The following is an 18,332-nucleotide window of genomic DNA, read 5'->3' as shown; positions in this document are numbered from 1 at the left end:
GCCTGCCGCTTGGCCGCCTGCACTCAGCGCGCCGCGCACTCCGACGCGAGCCGCCCGAGCACCTTCAACGCATCCTCGATCTGCCGCGACCACGGATAGCTGTAGTTGAGCCGGATGAAATGCCGGTAATCGGTGCTCGCCGAGAACATGTGTCCGGGGCCGACCGTGATCCCTTGCGCGAGTGCGACCGCATACAGCTTCATCGCATCGACCGGCCGCGGCAGCTCGACCCACAGCACGTACCCGCCCTGCGGCTGCGACAGCCGCGTGCCTTCCGGGAAGAAACGCCGCACCATCGCGCTCATCAGGCTCGCCTGCTGCGCGTACTGCTTGCGCATGCGCCGCAGGTGGAAATCGTAGCCGTCGTATTTCAGGTACTCGGCAATCGCGAGCTGCTCGATCGCGGGCGTGGCCAGCGTGTTCAGGAATTTCAGCTTCTCGACCTGATCGCGGTAGCGGCCCGGCATCGCCCAGCCGATCCGGTAGCGCGGCGACAGGCTCTTCGTGAACGACGCGCAATGCAGCACGAGCCCGTCGCGGTCGAACGACTTCAGCGCGCTCGGCGTCGCGTCGCCGAAGTGCAGCTCGTGATAGACGTCGCTCTCGATCGCCGGCACGCCGTGCTTCGCCAGCAATTCGACGAGCGCACGCTTGCGCGTGTCGGGCATCTGGAAACCGAGCGGATTCTGGAAGTTCGGCATCACCATGCACGCGGCGATGCGTTCGCGTTCGAGGACGCGTTCGAGCGCATCGAGATCGATGCCGTCGACCGGGTGCGTCGCGACTTCCAGCGCGCGCATGCCCATCCGCTCGATCGCGTGCAGCATCGCGTAGAAGGTCGGCGACTCGACGGCGATCGTGTCGCCCGGCTTCGCGACTGCCTGCAGGCACAGGTTGATCGCCTCGGTCGCGCCGATCGTCACCACGATCTCGCCGGGTTCGACCACGATCCCGCGCTCCGCATAGCGCCGCGCGATCTGCCGGATCAGCTCCTGGTTGCCGGGCGGCAGATCGTCGATCACGCCCCAGCGCGTGCGGCGGCGGCCGATCGTCTGCGCATAGCGCGCGAGACGCTGCACCGGAAACTGCGACGCATCGGGATACGGCGAGCCGAGCGGGACCGCGTCGTCGCGCGCGATCGAGCGCAGCGTCGACAGCACGAGCCGGCTCACGTCCACGGCCGACGGCTCGGCGGCCGGCGCCGACATGTGCAGCTCGGCCTCGGCCGGCGCCGATGCGCGCGCACGGACGAAATAGCCCGATTGCGGCCGGCTCTCGATCAGGCCGCGGCTTTCCAGCACGAGGTACGCGCGCAGCACGGTCGTGACGCTGAGCTGCTGCTGCCGGCTCGCCTGCCGCACCGACGGAATCCGCTCGCCGGGCCGGTACACGCCACGCTCGATCTGCGCCTGGAGATCGTCGGCCAGTTGTTCGTAACGCTTCACGCGCCTCCCTTTCAACTTCCCTTCAACAATACAGTTGCGATCCGCACTGTCTGAATGGCCGAAACTGTACTCTTTTTTGGAGTGAACAGGTGTACACACAGCCGGATGGGGGCCGCGCGTACTCTGCACCCATCGACCCCGACACCCGCTGCATCATGAAAAAGAAATCCGCCACCGCGCGCATCGAACCGTACACCCACCCGGCCGCCGGCTGGGGCGCGCTGAAAGCCGTCACGATCAACCTGATCAAGGAAAAGGTCGCCGGCGGCAACTACCGTACGCTGCTGCGCCAGAACCAGCCGGACGGCTTCGACTGCCCGGGCTGCGCGTGGCCCGATCGGCAGCACGCATCGACGTTCGAATTCTGCGAAAACGGCGTGAAGGCCGTGGCCGCGGAAGCGACGAGCAAGCGCGTGACGCCCGAATTCTTCGCCGCGCACACGGTCACCGAGCTGCTCGAACAGTCGGATTTCGAACTCGAGCAGCACGGCCGGCTCACCGACCCGATGGTGTACGACGCGCAGACCGACCGCTACGTGCCGATCGCATGGGACGACGCGTTCGCGCTGATCGCACGCCACCTGCGGGCCCTGCCCGACCCGAACCAGGCCGCGTTCTACACGTCCGGCCGCGCCAGCAACGAAGCGGCGTTCCTGTACCAGCTGCTCGTGCGCCTGTACGGCACCAACAACTTCCCCGACTGCTCGAACATGTGCCACGAGGCGACGAGCCGCGGGCTGCCGGCGTCGGTCGGCGTCGGCAAGGGCACCGTCACGCTCGACGATTTCGAACACGCGGACACGCTGCTGATCTTCGGCCAGAACCCGGCCACCAACCACCCGCGGATGATGGGCGAGCTGCGCGAGTGCGCGAAGCGCGGCGCGACGATCGTGTCGATCAACCCGCTGAAGGAGCGCGGCCTCGAACGCTTCGCCGATCCGCAAAGCCCGATCGAGATGCTGACGATGTCGGGCACGAAGATCGCGTCGACGTTCATCCAGCCGACGATTGGCGGTGATTTCGCGCTGATCAAGGGGATGGCGAAGCGCGTGCTCGAACTCGACGACGCCGCGCGCGCCGCCGGTGCGCCGCGCGTGCTCGACACCGCGTTCATCGGCGAGCACACGGCCGGCTTCGACGCATTCGCCGACGATCTGCGCAACGAAAGCTGGTCGGCGCTGACGGCCGAAAGCGGCGTGCCGTACGAACAGATCGACAGCCTCGCGCGGCTCTATGCGCGCAGCGAGCGCGTGATCGCGACATGGGGCATGGGCATCACGCAACACAAGCATTCGGTCGCGACCGTGCAGATGCTGACGAACCTGATGCTGATGCGCGGCAACATCGGCCGCCCCGGCGCGGGCCTGTGCCCGGTGCGCGGCCACTCGAACGTGCAGGGCAACCGCACGGTCGGCATCGAGGAAAAACCGTCGCAGGCATTCCTCGACCGGCTCGGCCACGTGTTCGACTTCGAACCGCCACGCCACCATGGCTACGACGTCGTCGAGACGATCGAAGGGATGCTCGAGGGCCACGTGAAGGTGCTGATCGGCCTCGGCGGCAACTTCGCGATGGCGACGCCCGACACGCCGCGCACGTGGGAAGGCATGCGCCGCTGCGACCTCTCCGTGCACATCACGACGAAGCTGAACCGCAGCCACCTGATCCACGGCCGCGACGCGCTGATCCTGCCGACGCTCGGCCGCACCGAGATCGACCTTCAGGACAACGTCGCGCAAGGCGTGACGGTCGAGGATTCGATGAGCATGGTCCACGTGTCGTACGGGATGAACAAGCCGGCGTCGCCGAACCTGATGTCGGAGCCCGCGATCGTCGCGCACATGGGCCATGCGCTGTTCGGCAGCGGCAAGATCGACTGGCTTGCCTACAAGGACGACTACGCGAAGATCCGCGACGCGATCGAGGCGACGCTCGACGGCTTCTACGACTACAACACGCGCATCGCGCGGCCGGGCGGCTTCCATCTGCGCGTCGCGTCGCGCGACCGCGAATGGCTCACGCCGACGGGCAAGGCGAACTTCATCGCGCACGCGCTGCCGGCCGACACGCCGATCCAGCGTGCCCGCGCGCTGCACGGCGAGCGCCTGATGACGCTGATGACGACGCGCTCGCACGACCAGTACAACACGACCGTCTACGGGCTCGACGACCGCTATCGCGGCGTGTTCGGCCAGCGCCGCGTGGTGTTCGCCAATCGTGACGATCTCGCGATGCTCGGCCTGAAGGCCGGTGACTGGGTCGACATGGAAACCGTGTGGCACGACGGCATCGAGCGGCGCGCGGCGGGCTTCCTGCTCGTCGAGTACGACATCCCGCGCGGCTGCATCGGCGCGTACTACCCGGAAACCAACCCGCTCGTGCCGCTCGACAGCGTCGGCGACGTGTGCAACACGCCGACGTCGAAGTCGATTCCCGTGCTGCTGCATCGCGCGGCCGCGCCGGCGTCGATCGCCGCCTGACGGAGCGCCGCGATGATCGTTCGTCCGCGCGAGCACTGGCTGCGGATGCTGCTCGTCTGGAACGGCTCGGTGCTGCCGACCATCCTGCCGCAGCTCGTGCTGACGCTCGCGATCAGCGTCGTCGCGGTCTGGGGCGGCGGCCGCGTGCTCGGCGAGAAGGTGCCGCTGAACCCGACGCCGTTCACGCTGATCGGCCTCACGCTCGCGATCTTCGCGGGGTTTCGCAACAACGCGAGCTACGAACGCTATCGCGAAGGCCGGCAACTGTGGGGCGGCGTGCTGACCGCCTCGCGCACGCTGGTGTCGCAGGCGCTCTGCTACGGTGCGATCGACCGTGACGACGCATCGCGACGCGCGTTCGTGCGGACGGTCGTCGCGTACGTTTATGCGCTCAAGCATCAACTGCGCGGCACCGATCCGGCCGCCGACCTGCGCGGGCTGCTCGACGGCGCCGCTTACGATCGCGTTGCCGCTGCGCGCTTTCGCCCGGTCGTCATCGTGCACGCGCTGCGCGAAGCGTTCGCCGCGCGCGCCGATGCGGGCCATCTCTCCGACACGCGGCTGTGGATGCTCGATGCGCGCCTCGACGATCTCGTCGCGATGGTGAGCGGCTGCGAGCGGATTGCGTCCACGCCGATCCCCTTTTCATACGACGTGCTGCTGCACCGGACCATCTACGCGTACTGCGTGCTGCTGCCGTTCGGTCTCGTCGATTCGATCGGCGCGGCAACGCCGTTCGTCAGTGTGTTCGTCGCCTATACGCTGATCGCGCTCGACGCAATCGCGCATGCGATCGCCGAGCCGTTCGGCGACGGGCCGAATCATCTCGCACTCGATGCGATGACGCGGCAGATCGAGCGCACGCTGCTCGAGCTGAACCGCGAGCCGCTGCCACCGGAGGTGACGCCGGGCAAGGCCTGGCGGCTCAGTTGATCCGGCCGACTCAACTCGACAGTGGCGCCCGTGACGGCTTCCGCGCCTGCTGACCCACGGCGAAGTCCTGCATAGCGCACGCGGATGATGCGGCAGTACCTGCGTCAGGCCTGACAAGACTACAAAGAAAAAGCTGCGCTAAAGCCCACGCCGCCGAATTGACGGAGGCACCTTTCCCTCCCCATGCCTGCAAGGTGTCGGTGTGCCTTCGGTCACTGGATCAGAGCCGCTCGAGAAATTCGAGGAAGAGCAATACGACGATGAGGGCGCCGAGCCATCTCACCGTTACATTGAGGTTGGCAAGCTTGAGGCCCAGCGTGACCATGGAATCCGCGACGAGTTTCGTTGCACCATTGTCTTTCTGGTCTACGCCCTGCTCGGTGCCACGCAATGATGTTGTCGCAAAGTCGATCCGAAGGCCGGTGACATAACCCGTTGCAATAGTCGGCCATTCGATCGTGTCGTCGCTGTCGTTGGGTTTGAGAAAAAGTCGAGACTGCCGTACGAGGGCAGCGGTCGGGCGTTCGGCCACATACAAATGCCGCATGGTCAATCCCAACTCTACCGCGCCAAGCTGGCCATCCGAGCTTGCCTTCGCGAGCACCTGCAGGCAGGCGTCGGGAATATGGCAGGCGAGCCACCATTGATCGGGCTCGTCGACTTCGTCGTCGGCACGATTGAAGCCTAGCCGGGCACTGCCGAGCGCGACGTCGGACAACGAGGTCCCCAGTTCGTCTTCCAACGCACGCAGACCCAGCCGGTCGGCTGTGGTGACGTCGCGCGCCTCAAAAGACACCTGAAGCGTGCGCGTCGAACCTTGCGTGTCGCCCAAGATCGACAACTCCTGCCCCTCGATACTCGCCACGCCGTGTAGCGAGGTGGAAAGTGTCGGCTGCTTGCCCATGTCCAGCGGCTCGACGAGCTGTTGCACGATCTGAAGCTGCTCCAGCTTCAACCACATGGACGTCGCCGCGTAGTACGTCTGTTTCTGGTTGTCGGACCCGACATGTTCAACGATGTGAGCCCGCTGCCCAATGGGACTCACCGCAACCCCTTTTTCCAGAAAATCCATGACGTGCCCCCGCTGCCACCTATTACATCAAACCCCTCGCCGGCGAAAAAAGACGCGAGTGTTATCCGTCTGACCACGTGATTGGATCATCCGTGGTTTCATGGCGCTTCGCATTAGGGGAATACGTGGCGTTTTTCTCGCCCCCCGCCTTCGCCAACCGTGTACTGAATTGGCACGATTTTGAGGCTGGCCCAATTTCCGTCCCAGTCCTGGTTGGAAAATTCCGGCTCTTCGGGGCGGGCCGAATCGGCCCCATCGGTGCACTGGCGGGTGAAGCACGCCGGCCACGACAGCCGCACGTCGAACCCTCCGTCAATCCTCGCGGCCTCGCAGGAAGCCATCGTGCGCGGCTGCCGTCTCCGCGATCGTTCTCAGCAGCACCGCACCGCGCAGCAGCGCGCGACCGTCGTCGCTATCAACCTCCGTCACGCGCCGCAGCAGCATACGGGCCGCCGCGTTGCCGGCCCGCGCCAGCCGCGCGAAATCCGCGCGCCCGACCCGCCCCCGCACCAACACGACCGCACGCCGCGCCGCCGGCTCGCGCGCGGCCAGCTCGGCGAGCGCCAACAGGCTGTCGCCGATCGTCCAGGCCGCGAGCAGATCGCGCAGGTCGCGCTCGATGAGCGTGGGTGACAAACGGCCCGCGAAACCGAGTTCGCGCCCGAGACGGTCGGCCGTGCGGCTCAGCCACGCGCTCGCCCGCCACGCCCGTGGATTGCGTGCGATGCGCACCAGATCGTCGCGCACCGCGCGATGCAGGCGCCGTCGGCTCGTGCCGGGATCGCCGGGAAACACGAGCGCGAACACCAGCGCCCCGAACGCGATGCCGAGCAGCGTGGCGAGCGCCGAATTGAGAAACGCAGCATCGCCGATACGCGCCGTATTGTCCGGCGACGTGAAATTCCAGAAGAAGATCGAGAAGCCGCTGCCGATGCCGGCCGTGCGCGGATTGCGCATCGCGATGCCCGTGCCGATCATGAACACGCCGAGGATATACGCGAGCATCTCGAAGCCCGACACCGCCGGCAGCAGCACGAAATTGCAGAGCGCGCCCGCGACTGCTGCGCAGGCCGCCCCTTTCAGGAAGCCGACGGTGGCGCCAACCGAGTTCGGGCGCGTCGAGAACAGCGCGCAGACCACGCCCGTGATCGCGACGAACCCGGCGCCCGACGGCCACGCGGTGACGATCCAGAGCGCCGACGCGACCAGCACGGCGACGAACGCGCGAATGCCGTTGTGCCATGCGAGCACCGGATCGTGGTGGAACGCATAGCGCACGCGCGACGCCGGCGGATTCGGCCGGTCCATCTGCGCCTTGCCCGCAAAGGCGGCGTCGAACCCGGCCAGCAGCGCCGCCAGCCGGTCGAGCGTGAGCAGGCGCGACGGGTCCGAGCCGGCCGGCTCCGCGGCCTCGGCACGCACCGCGTCGTCCACGCGCGCACGCAACGCGGTCAACTCGGATCCGGCTTCGCCCGACACGGCCACGCCGTCGAGCACCCGCGCGGCATCGGCGACCAGCGGGTCCGGCGTGCCGCCGCTGCGTGCCGCGTGCTCGTGCAACGCCTGCCCAGCGGCTTGCGCGGACAGCACACCCAGCACCGCCGCACGCAGATGCCCGATCGCGTTGCGCATCGGCGGCGCGCCGGCCGCTGCATACTCTGCCGCCGTGTCGAGTTCGAGCGCATCCGCGAACAGCCGGTGCACGGCCGCACCGTTCGGCTCGCGGCGCAGCGCGCCCGCACCGACGGCCACCGCGCGGTCGAGATAGCGCGCGAGCCGGGTGCGGACGTCGGCCAGCGGTGAACCGGGCGCGAACACCGTCTCGAACGCCGCGCCGCACAGGATGCCGACCACCACGTACAGGAAGCGCGCGGTCGCGATATCGAATGCGTGCAGCGGCGCGGAAACGGCGTCCATCGCGATGATCGCCGCCGTATAGCCCGCGAGCACCGCCGCATACGCGCGGAAATTGCGCAGGAAGGTCGCGACGCCCGCGCACAGGCCGATCCACGCGGCGAGCGCCGGCAGGAACAGTTCGGGCGTCTGCGCGAAGGCGCCGGTCAGCACCAGCGCGACGGCCGCGCCGATCGCGGTGCCGAGAATCCGGTACTGGCTCTTCGACAAGCCCATCCCGCGGCTGCCCTGCGCGACGATCCACACCGTCGACGCGGCCCATTTCGGGTCGTCGAGATTCATCCGGAACGCGATGTAGAGCGCGAGGAGCGACGCGGCCGTGTTGCGCAACGCGAAGCCGAGGGCGCCTGGCGGCAGCGTGGGCCGGGCGTCGCGCAGCGCGGTGCGCACGGCCGCGAGCGGAGGTAGATGAGGCAAGGCGAATTTCATGCGGCGAGCATACGGGGGCGCGCCGCCGCCACTAAGAGGCGCGGACAGGATGCGTTATTGCACCGGGCAGGATAATCGCCGTCGCGCGAAGCAATTCGGCCGGCACAGGTAAGATGCGCGCAGGTCGAACACTGAAGCACCTCGTATGGACTTCGAAAGCATCCGGATATTCCTGCGCGTGGTCGAGCGCGGCAACTTCACCGCCGCCGCCACGCACCTCGACATGCCGCTCAGCCGCGTGAGCCGCAAGGTCAAGCAGCTCGAGGACGATCTCGGCGTCCAGCTGCTGTACCGCACCACGCGTCGTGTGTCCGTCACCGAAGCCGGACGCGACTACTACGAGCGCTGCCTGCGCGCCGAGGACATCCTGCTCGACGCCGACCGCCAGGCCCGCGCGCTGCGCACGGCGCCGGAGGGCATGCTGCGCGTGCTGGTGCCCTATTCGATCGGCCTGTTCGAACTGGAGCCGGCGCTCGCGGAGTTTCGGCGGCGCTATCCGCTGGTCCAGCTCGTGCTGATCTACGACAACAACCCGCTCGATCTGGTCGAGCACGGTTTCGACGTGGCGCTGCGCGCGGGCGTGCTGACCGACTCCAGCTACATCGCGCGCTCACTCGGCTGGTCGCAGGCGAAGCTCGCCGCGAGCCCCGCGTATCTCGACCGCGTCGGCCGGCCCGCCACGCCGCAGGATCTCGCGCAGCACGACCTGCTGCTCGTCGGCCGCGACGCGCCCGGCCTGACGCTGCGGCTCACCAATGCGGCCGGCGAAGTGGCCGACGTGCCGGTGCGGCCAGTGCTGATCACCAACGAATCGGTGACGGTGCTGCGCCAGGCCGCGAGCGGCGGCGGCATCGCGCTAGTCTCGACGCACTACACGGCCCGCCGGCTCGAGCGGAACGAGCTCGAAATCGTGCTGCCCGACTGGCACCGGACCGACGACGTCGAGCTGCACGTGCTGTATCCGCGGCGCGCGACGCTCGACAGCAAGGTGCGCGCATTCGTCGAATTCCTCGCGGAAGTGTTCGACGATTGGCGCACCGCGCCGTAACCGGCACGGTGCGCCCAGCGATTATTGCAGCAAGCGAAATCGATTAATGAGCCGGCCCGTGTTGATGGCGGCTCGCCACATCGTTAGCCTGTCGCGATGCAAAATCATTCCACACGCGACGGCAGCCACCTGACCGCTGCCCGCAGGCGCGTCACGCGCGTCCCGCCTTCCTGACCGGCAGCATTCCGCCTTCCGAAGCCCGCCACGGCTTCGTGCATTCGATCGAGCAGCACGTCGCACGCATCGGCCCCCGCTACCGGGCCGCGTCGCGCGCGCCGTGCTTCCTTCCGTTCAGCCGCCGCGCCGTCCGTGCGTCGCTTTCGCGCGCGCGTGCGCGGCCGCGCGTGCCCGCCGCAACGGGTCACATCCGTTCCGCACGTTACGCTCCTTACGTCCCTTACGCAGGAAACCCATGTCCTCTCCGTCCACTCCAGCGCCGCTATCCGGCGGCCGCCTCGCGATCGGCACGATCGCGGTATCGCTCGCGATGTTCATGAACGTGCTCGACTCGTCGATCGCGAACGTCGCCATTCCGACGATCTCGGGCGACCTCGGCGTGTCGGTCGACGAAGGCACGTGGGTGATCACGATCTTCGCGGCCGCGAACGCGGTGTCGATTCCGCTGACCGGCTGGCTCACGCAGCGCTTCGGCCAGGTGCGCCTGTTCGTCACGTCGATCCTGCTGTTCGTGTTCGCGTCGTGGCTGTGCGGGATCGCGCCGAACCTGCCGACGCTGCTCGCCGCGCGGATCCTGCAGGGCGCGGTCGCCGGGCCGCTCGCGCCGCTGTCGCAGGCGCTGCTGCTCGGCGCGTGGCCGCGACAGAAATCGTCGAGCGCGCTGGCGCTGTGGTCGATGACGGCGCTCGTCGGGCCGATCGCGGGGCCGTCGCTCGGCGGCTGGATCACGTACGACTACAACTGGTCGTGGATCTTCTACATCAACATCCCGGTCGGCTTCTTCGCGGCCGCCGTCACGTGGATCGTGTTCCGCGACCGTGAGTCGGCCACGAAGCGCATGCCGATCGATACGATCGGCCTGTTGCTGCTCGTGCTGTGGGTCGCCTCGCTGCAGATCATGCTCGACAAGGGCAAGGATCTCGACTGGTTCAACTCGCCCGTCGTGGTCGCGCTCGGCATCGTCGCGCTGATCGGCTTCGCGTTCTTCCTCGTGTGGGAGCTTCACGAGGCAAACCCGATCGTCGACCTGCGGCTGTTCACGCAGCGCAATTTCGCGGGCGGCACGATCGCGATCTCGGTCGCGTACGGGATGTTCTTCGGCACGCTGGTCTTGCTGCCGCAGTGGATGCAGGGCTATCTCGGCTACCGCGCGGTCGATTCCGGGCTCGCCACCGCGCCGCTCGGCGTGTTCGCGATCCTGCTTACGCCCGTCATGGGACGCCTGCTGCCGCGCACCGATCCGCGCTACATCGCGACGCTCGCGTTCGTCGGCTTCGCGGTCGTGTTCATGATGCGCACGACCTTCTACACCGACGTGTCGCGCTGGGATCTCGTGCTGCCGACGCTGCTGCAGGGCATCCCGATGGCGATGTTCTTCGTCCCGCTGACGTCGATCATCCTGTCCGGGCTGCCGCCGGAGAAGATCCCCGCCGCCGCCGGCCTGTCGAATTTCGGCCGCACGTTCTGCGGCGCGGTGGGCACGTCGCTGATCAGCAACGCATGGAACGACCGCACGATCCTGCATCACGTGCGGCTCACCGAACAGGCGAGCGTCACCAATCCGGTCTTCACGCAGCAGGTCGACGCGACGCGCTCACTGCTGCACCTCGGCCCCGATTCGGCGCTCGCGTTCTTCAACGCGTCGGTCGATTCGCAGGCGGCCGTGATGGGGTTGAACGACATCTTCTACGTGTCGGCGATCATCTTCATCGCGATCATTCCGCTGATCTGGATCACGAAACCGAAGCGCTCGGGCGGCGGCGATGCCGATGCGGCGGCGGCCGGCGCGCATTGATCCGCGTGCGCGACAGTCGAGCCCCGTCCTGCACGCGCCGGGGCTCACACCGCCACGCGCCGACGTAATAAAGACTTGCAATCGATACAGGCGGAAACGTCAACAGCCGGTGCCCGCTCCGCGTTTTTTTGGACAAGCGCCCACGATCCGGAGCGCAACGACAGGAGAACACACGATGCGAGCCCTTACCCGCCATCTCGCGATTGCCGCGACCCTGATGTCGGTGCTGACCGGTACCGCGTTCGCCGACACGCCGTGGCAACAGGCGCACCCGCGCCGCGAAGAAGTCAACCAGCGCCTCGCCAACCAGAATCGCCGGATCCATCACGAAGTGAAGGAAGGCGAAATGTCGCACGCCGAGGCCGCGCGCCTGCACCGTGACGACCGCAAGATCCACCGGGAAGAGCGGGACATGGCTGCGCAGGATCACAGCCACATCACGAAGAGCGAAAAGCACGTGCTGAACCAGCAGGAAAATGCGGTCAGCCACCAGATCGGCCAATAAAATCGACAACACCGGCAAGTGCCCATTCGCCATCACCTGAAACGCCCGCTGCCGCGATGCGGTAGCGGGTGCTTGTTGTGTATCGAATCGTTTCAACGCGCCGACGGCTTCAAACGCTGCGGGTATACTCCGTCGTCAGCCGCCTGTCGCATCGTCATCCGTCAAAAACGGCCCGATTCCGGGCGGTTTCGTCGCGAAGCTTCGCGTTTCGCCTACCCCGCGCCCCAGCCTCGATACGAGACCCACGACGACCCATCATGAAACGATTCCTGCTGCTCCTTCCCGCCGCCCTGCTCGCCGCCTGCGGTTCCGCGCCCTCGTCCGACCCGGGCTCCGCCTCCGCCTCCGGGGCAGCGCCGATGATCTACGTGTCGTCGCAACGTCCGGCCTACGCGGTCGCCAACTGCCTCGACAGCCGCCTGTCGGGCACCGAGCAATCGCAGCACAACGGCGTGACCGACATCGCGGTCGGCTCGAACTCCTACTTCGTCACGCTGACGCCATCGGGCAACGGTTCGGTCATCAAGGTCGTACGCGGCTCGGGCAACGAGCCGGCCGAGGAAGCGATGCGCTTCGCGGTCGCGCGCTGCGCGATCTGATTCGCATCCGCCGACGCCGGGCGCCCGCCCGGCTCGCGGCTGCGCGCCACCCTGCCGGCGCGCACGCCGAATATTTTCATCCGGGCGGCCGTCGATGAGAGAATCGCACCCACGATTCCCTTTCAACGGAGCCCGCATGAAGCACCTGCTGTCCCGCCTGTTCGTCAGCGCCGCGCTCGTCGCGCTTGTTCCGGCATGGCCGGCGCAGGCGGCCACGCCGCCCGGCATCTTCGTCGTCGCCACGCAGCTCGGCGAATTCACGACCCTCGACCCGAGCGGGATCTACGAGCTGGTGCCGTCCGAATACGTCGCGAACACCTACGAACGCCTGGTGCGCGTCGACCTGAAGGACCCGACGCGCTTCGACGGGCAGATCGCGCAATCGTGGACGGTCGGCGCCGACGGCGTGACCTACACGTTCAAGCTGCGCCCCGGCCTCACGTTCCACTCCGGCAACCCGGTGACCGCCGACGACGTCGCGTGGTCGCTGCAGCGCACCATCCTGCTCGACAAGGGGCCGGCCGGCGTGCTCGCCGATCTCGGCCTCACGAAGGCGAACGTGATGCAGAAGGTGCGCGTGGTCGATCCGCAGACCGTCGTGCTCGAAACCGACCGCAAGTACGCACCGAGCTTCGTGCTCAACGTGCTGAGCGCGTGCCCGGCCTCGGTCTTCGACAAGAAGCTGCTGCTGTCGCATCAGCAAGGCAACGATTTCGGCAGCGCCTGGCTGCGCACCAACGACGCGGGCTCGGGCCCGTACCAGCTCGTCAAGTGGACGCCCAACGAGACCATCGTGCTGCAGCGTTTCGAGAAATACCGCACGCCGTACCCGATGAAGCGCGTCGTGCTGCGTCATGTGCCCGAAGCCTCCGCGCAACGCCTGCTGCTGGAGAACGGCGACGCCGACGCCGCGCGCAACCTGAGCCCCGACAGCCTCGCCGCGCTGACGAAGGCCGGCAAGATCAAGGTCGCGTCGTGGCCGGTGTCCGCGCTGCTGTACCTGAGCCTGAACACGAAGAACCCGAACCTCGCGAAACCCGAGGTGCAGCAGGCAATGAAATGGCTCGTCGACTACGACGGCATCCAGCGCAACATCGTCAGCACGACCTACAAGGTGCACGAAACCTTCCTGCCCGAAGGCTTCCTCGGTGCGTCGAACGCGCGGCCGTACAAGCAGGACGTCGCGAAGGCGAAGGCGCTGCTCGCCAAGGCCGGTTTGCCGAACGGCTTCGACGTGACGATGGACATGCCGAACGACTACCCGTACCTCGAGATCGCGCAGGCGTTGCAGGCGAACTTCGCGCAGGGCGGCATCCGCGTGAAGCTGATTCCGGGCGATGCGAAGCAGGCGATCGGCAAGTATCGCGCGCGCCAGCACGACATCTTCATCGGTGAATGGTCGCCCGACTACATGGACCCGAACAGCAATGCGCGCGGCTTCGCGTGGAATCCGGACAACTCCGACCAGTCGCCGACCAAGATGCTCGCATGGCGCAACAGCTGGGACATCCCGCAACTGACGAAGGACACCGAGGCCGCGCTCATCGAGCCGTCGCCCGCGAAGCGCGCGCAGCGTTACGAAGCGCTGCAGAAGGCCGTGCTCGCGAACTCGCCGTTCATCATCATGTTCGAGAAGGTCGTGCAGGTCGCGACGCGCCCCGGCGTGACCGGGCCGGAAATCGGCCCGATCAACGACCTCGTGTCATACCGCACGCTCGCGAAGTAATCGGGGCTGCCCGCGCGGCCGGCCCTGCCGGTGCGCGGGTAATCGCCGCCACCGCCGCGCCGGCGCCTGGGCGTGGGGCGGCCGGCGATCTACAATGGCCGGCACCGCGGGGGCCGGCGGGTCCCGGCGATGGCACCAGGCCGAGTTCCGGTGGCGGTGGGACAACAAGCCGTTTCATATTGCGTATCACGACAGCCGCGGCTGCGGCGCGGTCGTCTGCGAACACCACGTCGGCGACTGAGTCGGGCGCGCACATCGGGGAAAGAACATGCATTCGAGCGAGCACGCGGTCTGCGTGGCGATCAACGACAACAACCGCGCGTGGTACGAAATGCTCGTACCGTTCCTGCTGTCGCTGCGGCACACCGGCTACGACGGCCGGATCGCGGTGATCGGCTACGGCCTCTCCGAACGCAAGCGGCAGATCCTCGCGAGCCAGGCGGTCGACGTGATCGAAGCATCGGGCGCGTATGCGCTGCCGGTCGGCCGCTTCATCGAGGCCGCCGAGTATTGCGCCCGCCACCCGCAGATCCGCAAGCTCGCGCTGTACGACGCCGACATCTGGTTCTGCGCGCCGGGGTTCGACCTGTTCTCGCAGATCGGCGACGACCGGATCCACGCATGCCCCGACCCGCTGTTCTGCACGTTCGTCATCACGCCGCTGATCGGCGAGCGGCGCGACCATCACTGGCGTCTCGTCGTCGACGAAGTGTCCGCACGCCACGGCGGCGCATTGCAGGCCGGGCTCGTGGCCGGGACCGCCGATGCCTGGACACGCTACGCCAGCCACCTGCGCGACTGCATGGCCCGCATCGGCACCGATTTCCAGGAATGCTTCGGAATCGATACGACCTTCCTGCACCTGTGGAGCGCTCAGGGTGAAACGGCGCTGCTCGATCCGGTCCAGAACTTCGTCAGCAAGTACGGCATTCACGAAGCGTTCGATGCGAGCACCGGCACGACGACGCTTCGGTATCACGGCGAGCCGATCCGCGCGCTGCACATGACCGGCGATATCCGCTTCCTCGACCGGTGGCGCTACTACGCGAACCACACCGACGCCGCGCTGCGCGACGGCATGCCGTTCGCGCTGTCGGACGGCACGCCGGTGCAATCCGATACGGTTGCCGCGCGCATCGCGGCGACCGGCTACGTGCAATCGGCCGGGCTGACCGTTGCGTCCGCCGCGATCGAGGAAAGCGCGGGCGCCTACCTGCAGGCGATCGACGAACCCGGCGGCACGATGCTGATCGGCAGCGGAAACCACGAAATCGTGCTCACCGCGACCCGCGACATCGCGCGGTTGAACGTCTACGTCACGCATCCATCCGGCTCGCCGTCGCCGCTGCTGTGCGAAGTGCTGGTCGACGGGCGGGCGCAGCGCAAGGGCACCGAGCTGATGGCGCATTTCTGGTATCAGGTCGTGGCCGGCACCGTCATCACGCTGCGCTCGACGAGCCTCGGCGGCCAGCAATGCAACGTGATCTGGCGGCTTCGCGAGGCGCCCGACATGCAGCAGTAGGCTGCCGGCCCATGGCCGTTCAATTGAAGGCCGCCCACACCAGGTACGCATTCAACCCGACGATCACGACCGTCGCCGCACCGGCGACGATCCGCAGCGGCGGCCGCATCGCGTAGGCACCCATCACGTCCGCACGCGCCGACAGCAACAGCAGCGCGATCATCGGCAGCGGCAGCACGAAACTCAGCACGACCTGGCTCGCGACCATCGCGCGCGTGACGTCGCAGCCGAGCGCGACCACCGCGAACGCCGGCACGACCGTCACAGCGCGCCGCACCCAGACCGGCACGCGGCGATGGATGAAACCCTGCATCACGACCTGCCCGGCCATCGTGCCGACCACCGAACTCGATACGCCCGACGTCAGCAGCGCGACGAGAAACAGCGCGCCGGCCGCCGGCCCGAGCACCGGGATCAGCGTGTGATACGCGTCGCCGATGTCGGTCATGCCCGGCGCGCTCGCGTGAAACGCCGACGACGCCATCATCACCATCGCGAGATTCACGAACCCGGCCAGCCCGAGCGCGACGACGACCTCGCGGTTCGAGAAGCGCACGAGCCGCCGCCGCTCCGTGTCGTCGCGCGGCGCGGCGCGATCCTGCGTGAGACCCGAATGCAGATACAGCGTGTGCGGCATGATCGTCGCGCCGATGATCCCGACCGCGATCGTCAACGCCGCGTGATCCGGAATCTGCGGGACGACCAGGTGGAACGCGGCTGCACGCCAATCCTGCGGCGCGATCAGCAGCTCGCCGAGATAACACGCGCCGATCACGCCGACCAGCGCCGCGATCGCGGCTTCCAGCGGCCGGAAGCCGCGCTTTTCGAGCGCGAGGATCGCGCCGGTCGCGAGCGCCGTCGCGATCATCCCCGCGAACAGCGACAGGTGGCACAACAGCCCGAATGCGAGCGCGCCGCCGAGGAATTCGGCGAGGTCGGTCGCCATCGCGGCGATCTCGGACGCGATCCACATGCCCCACACGAGCGGCGCGGGAAAGCAGTCGCGGCACAGCTCCGCGAGATTGCGGCCGGTCACGATGCCCAGCTTCGCGGACATCGCCTGGAACAGCATCGCGATCGCGTTCGCGGCCAGCACGACCCACAGCAGCCGGTAGCCGTACGCGGCGCCGGCCTGGATGTTGGTCGCGAAGTTGCCGGGATCCATGTAGCCGATCGACGCGATCACGGCCGGGCCGACGAACGGCAGCAGCGCGGCGACGCCGGTGCGGCGCCCTTCCAGCGCGGCGCGCGCCGCGCCGTGGGGGTGCGCGGTGGACAGCTCCGGCAGCGCGAAGCCGCCGGCACGTTTGCTCGTGACGGGAATCATGATGAGGTTCCGTTCGAATGAGGAAGGATTCCTGAATTTCTGGCACCGTGGCCGGCATGCCGCCTGCCGGCCGAGGCGGCGGCGTTACAGCGGCACGACGTCGGGACGGTTGCGCGGAAACTGCGCGATCACGTCCGGCGCGACGTTCAGGTGCGCTTCGACGAGCTGCGGCGGCGTATGCGCGAGCCAGTCGGACAGCGACACTTCCGCATAGCGGTCGGTCTTGAAGATCTCGAGGAACACCAGATCGGTGCTGCCGGTGTTCTGCACGTAGTGCCCCAGGCTCTTCTTCACGTAGCCGACGTCGCCCGCGCGGAAGTCGGCCGTCTGCGCCTTTGGCCCCGTGTCGAACGCGGTCATCCGTGCGTCGCCCTGCAGGTAGTACTGCCATTCGTCCGCGTTCGGGTGCCAGTGCAGCTCGCGCATGCCGCCCGGATGCACGGTGACGAGCGCCGCCGCGACCGTGGTCGACACAGTGAAGTTCGTGCTGTCCGCGATCCGCACTTCGCCGCCGCGGGTCTTCCTGACCGGCTTCATGTCGCCGAGCGAGAAGATGAACGGATGCGGCGGCGCCCCGGCCGACGACGCGGACGCGCGCTGCGCATCCGCGAGCGGGCCCGGTTCGTCGCCCTGGAAGATCCACAGGTTGTCGAGCGGAATGTTCCTGAACGCGTCGGCCGGCACGCCGAAGTTGAGCGCGAGCACGTCGGGCGGCGTGTGCGCGATCCAGTCGGTCAGCAGCAGCGTGTTGAATTCGGACGCGCGGCCGTTATCGAACGCGAGCAGGAATTCGGCGCCGTCGGTGCCGAGGCCCTGCAGCGAATGCGGCAGGCCGGGCGGGAAATACCAGAGATCGCCGGTCTTCACGTCCTGCACCGATGGCCTGCCGAGTTCGTCGAGTACCGTGATCCGGCAGCGGCCGTCGAGCATGATGGCCCACTCGGCCTGCTGGTGCCAGTGCATCTCGCGAATGCCGCCGCGTGTGAGGCGCATGTTGACGCCGGAAATGGTTTCGGAAATCGCAAAATCGTCCTGCGTGACTTCACGTGCCCATCCGCCATTTTGAATGCGTTTATGGGCGTTATTGAATGACGCCCAGAATAATGGCATCCCGTTGATATCGGTAGCCGGCGGGTCCTGAAAGGACGGGAATTGATTGGCGATTGCCGGGTTCTGGGGCCCCGGGTCGGTCAGGCTCTGGCGGTTGCGTGCATTCACCGCGCCTTCCGGCGGGCGGTCCGGATTACCGAACGAGGCCGCCTTGGCCGATACGGCGATACCCGCCGCGGCAATGGCGCCGGCCGTTCCAGCCAGCATCTTGCGTCGAGAAAGATTCGTCATGATTTCCTCTTCATGCCTG

13 protein-coding genes are annotated in these 18,332 nt (G+C 67.4%); 8 read left to right on the top strand and 5 right to left on the bottom strand.

The genetic code is table 11. The features are described from left to right. Nucleotides 1-23 precede the first annotated feature (23 nt). Nucleotides 24-1,445: a PLP-dependent aminotransferase family protein gene (locus CFB47_RS23620; protein ID WP_089462451.1), complete on the bottom strand. Its 1,422-nt coding sequence runs from the start codon at nucleotides 1,443-1,445 to the stop codon at nucleotides 24-26. A gap of 155 nt (nucleotides 1,446-1,600) precedes the next feature. On the opposite strand from CFB47_RS23620, the gene CFB47_RS23610 reads away from it, so the two are divergent. Beyond that, a complete protein-coding gene (locus CFB47_RS23610; protein WP_089462449.1) occupies nucleotides 1,601-3,925 on the top strand; it encodes an FdhF/YdeP family oxidoreductase in 2,325 nt (774 codons plus the stop codon). A gap of 12 nt (nucleotides 3,926-3,937) precedes the next feature. After that, entirely contained in the window at nucleotides 3,938-4,858 is a 921-nt protein-coding gene (locus CFB47_RS23605; protein WP_089462448.1) for a bestrophin family protein, read from the top strand. Between the two features lie 220 nt (nucleotides 4,859-5,078). On the opposite strand, the gene CFB47_RS23600 is transcribed toward CFB47_RS23605, so the two are convergent. After that, nucleotides 5,079-5,930: a hypothetical protein gene (locus CFB47_RS23600; protein ID WP_089458436.1), complete on the bottom strand. Its 852-nt coding sequence runs from the start codon at nucleotides 5,928-5,930 to the stop codon at nucleotides 5,079-5,081. Nucleotides 5,931-6,242: 312 nt separating this feature from the next. Beyond that, the gene (locus tag CFB47_RS23595) at nucleotides 6,243-8,273 is read right to left on the bottom strand and encodes an FUSC family protein (RefSeq protein WP_089462447.1); all 2,031 of its coding nucleotides are present in this window, start codon (nucleotides 8,271-8,273) and stop codon (nucleotides 6,243-6,245) included. A 145-nt stretch (nucleotides 8,274-8,418) separates the two neighbouring features. Between CFB47_RS23595 and CFB47_RS23590 the strand changes: the two genes are divergently transcribed. The 6 genes from CFB47_RS23590 (at nucleotide 8,419) to CFB47_RS23565 (ending at nucleotide 15,645) form a co-directional block, all read left to right on the top strand. Next, complete coding sequence (locus CFB47_RS23590; RefSeq protein ID WP_089427243.1) at nucleotides 8,419-9,321, top strand: LysR family transcriptional regulator; 903 nt, start codon at nucleotides 8,419-8,421, stop codon at nucleotides 9,319-9,321. A 412-nt stretch (nucleotides 9,322-9,733) separates the two neighbouring features. Next, entirely contained in the window at nucleotides 9,734-11,293 is a 1,560-nt protein-coding gene (locus CFB47_RS23585) for a DHA2 family efflux MFS transporter permease subunit (RefSeq protein ID WP_089458438.1), read from the top strand. A gap of 175 nt (nucleotides 11,294-11,468) precedes the next feature. Then, the gene (locus CFB47_RS23580; protein ID WP_089462446.1) at nucleotides 11,469-11,798 is read left to right on the top strand and encodes a hypothetical protein; all 330 of its coding nucleotides are present in this window, start codon (nucleotides 11,469-11,471) and stop codon (nucleotides 11,796-11,798) included. A gap of 257 nt (nucleotides 11,799-12,055) precedes the next feature. Then, complete coding sequence (locus CFB47_RS23575; RefSeq protein WP_089442212.1) at nucleotides 12,056-12,397, top strand: sugar ABC transporter ATPase; 342 nt, start codon at nucleotides 12,056-12,058, stop codon at nucleotides 12,395-12,397. 136 nt (nucleotides 12,398-12,533) lie between these two features. Then, nucleotides 12,534-14,123, top strand: a complete 1,590-nt coding sequence (locus CFB47_RS23570) for an ABC transporter substrate-binding protein (RefSeq protein WP_089462445.1) — start codon at nucleotides 12,534-12,536, stop codon at nucleotides 14,121-14,123. A 268-nt stretch (nucleotides 14,124-14,391) separates the two neighbouring features. After that, nucleotides 14,392-15,645, top strand: a complete 1,254-nt coding sequence (locus CFB47_RS23565) for a hypothetical protein (protein WP_089462444.1) — start codon at nucleotides 14,392-14,394, stop codon at nucleotides 15,643-15,645. A 19-nt stretch (nucleotides 15,646-15,664) separates the two neighbouring features. On the opposite strand, the gene CFB47_RS23560 is transcribed toward CFB47_RS23565, so the two are convergent. Next, a complete protein-coding gene (locus tag CFB47_RS23560; protein WP_089462443.1) occupies nucleotides 15,665-16,972 on the bottom strand; it encodes an Nramp family divalent metal transporter in 1,308 nt (435 codons plus the stop codon). Between the two features lie 84 nt (nucleotides 16,973-17,056). After that, nucleotides 17,057-18,313, bottom strand: coding sequence for an oxalate decarboxylase family bicupin (locus CFB47_RS23555; protein ID WP_089462442.1), 1,257 nt, complete (start codon nucleotides 18,311-18,313; stop codon nucleotides 17,057-17,059). Nucleotides 18,314-18,332: the final 19 nt, after the last annotated feature.

Source organism: Burkholderia sp. AU27893 (genome assembly GCF_002223205.1).
Classification (GTDB): Bacteria; Pseudomonadota; Gammaproteobacteria; order Burkholderiales; family Burkholderiaceae; genus Burkholderia.
The sequence above is the reverse complement of the archived record's forward strand: the minus strand, read 5'-3'. Positions and strand labels throughout refer to the sequence as shown.

Bases quoted from the DNA above. Each gene is read 5' to 3' on its own strand.
- CFB47_RS23570 (WP_089462445.1), top strand. From the start codon at position 12,534: ATGAAGCACCTGCTGTCCCGCCTGTTCGTCAGCGCCGCGCTCGTCGCG.
- CFB47_RS23580 (WP_089462446.1), top strand. From the start codon at position 11,469: ATGCGAGCCCTTACCCGCCATCTCGCGATTGCCGCGACCCTGATGTCG.
- CFB47_RS23560 (WP_089462443.1), bottom strand. From the start codon at position 16,972: ATGATTCCCGTCACGAGCAAACGTGCCGGCGGCTTCGCGCTGCCGGAG.
- CFB47_RS23610 (WP_089462449.1), top strand. From the start codon at position 1,601: ATGAAAAAGAAATCCGCCACCGCGCGCATCGAACCGTACACCCACCCG.
- CFB47_RS23595 (WP_089462447.1), bottom strand. From the start codon at position 8,273: ATGAAATTCGCCTTGCCTCATCTACCTCCGCTCGCGGCCGTGCGCACC.
- CFB47_RS23590 (WP_089427243.1), top strand. From the start codon at position 8,419: ATGGACTTCGAAAGCATCCGGATATTCCTGCGCGTGGTCGAGCGCGGC.
- CFB47_RS23555 (WP_089462442.1), bottom strand. From the start codon at position 18,313: ATGACGAATCTTTCTCGACGCAAGATGCTGGCTGGAACGGCCGGCGCC.
- CFB47_RS23585 (WP_089458438.1), top strand. From the start codon at position 9,734: ATGTCCTCTCCGTCCACTCCAGCGCCGCTATCCGGCGGCCGCCTCGCG.
- CFB47_RS23605 (WP_089462448.1), top strand. From the start codon at position 3,938: ATGATCGTTCGTCCGCGCGAGCACTGGCTGCGGATGCTGCTCGTCTGG.
- CFB47_RS23575 (WP_089442212.1), top strand. From the start codon at position 12,056: ATGAAACGATTCCTGCTGCTCCTTCCCGCCGCCCTGCTCGCCGCCTGC.
- CFB47_RS23565 (WP_089462444.1), top strand. From the start codon at position 14,392: ATGCATTCGAGCGAGCACGCGGTCTGCGTGGCGATCAACGACAACAAC.
- CFB47_RS23600 (WP_089458436.1), bottom strand. From the start codon at position 5,930: ATGGATTTTCTGGAAAAAGGGGTTGCGGTGAGTCCCATTGGGCAGCGG.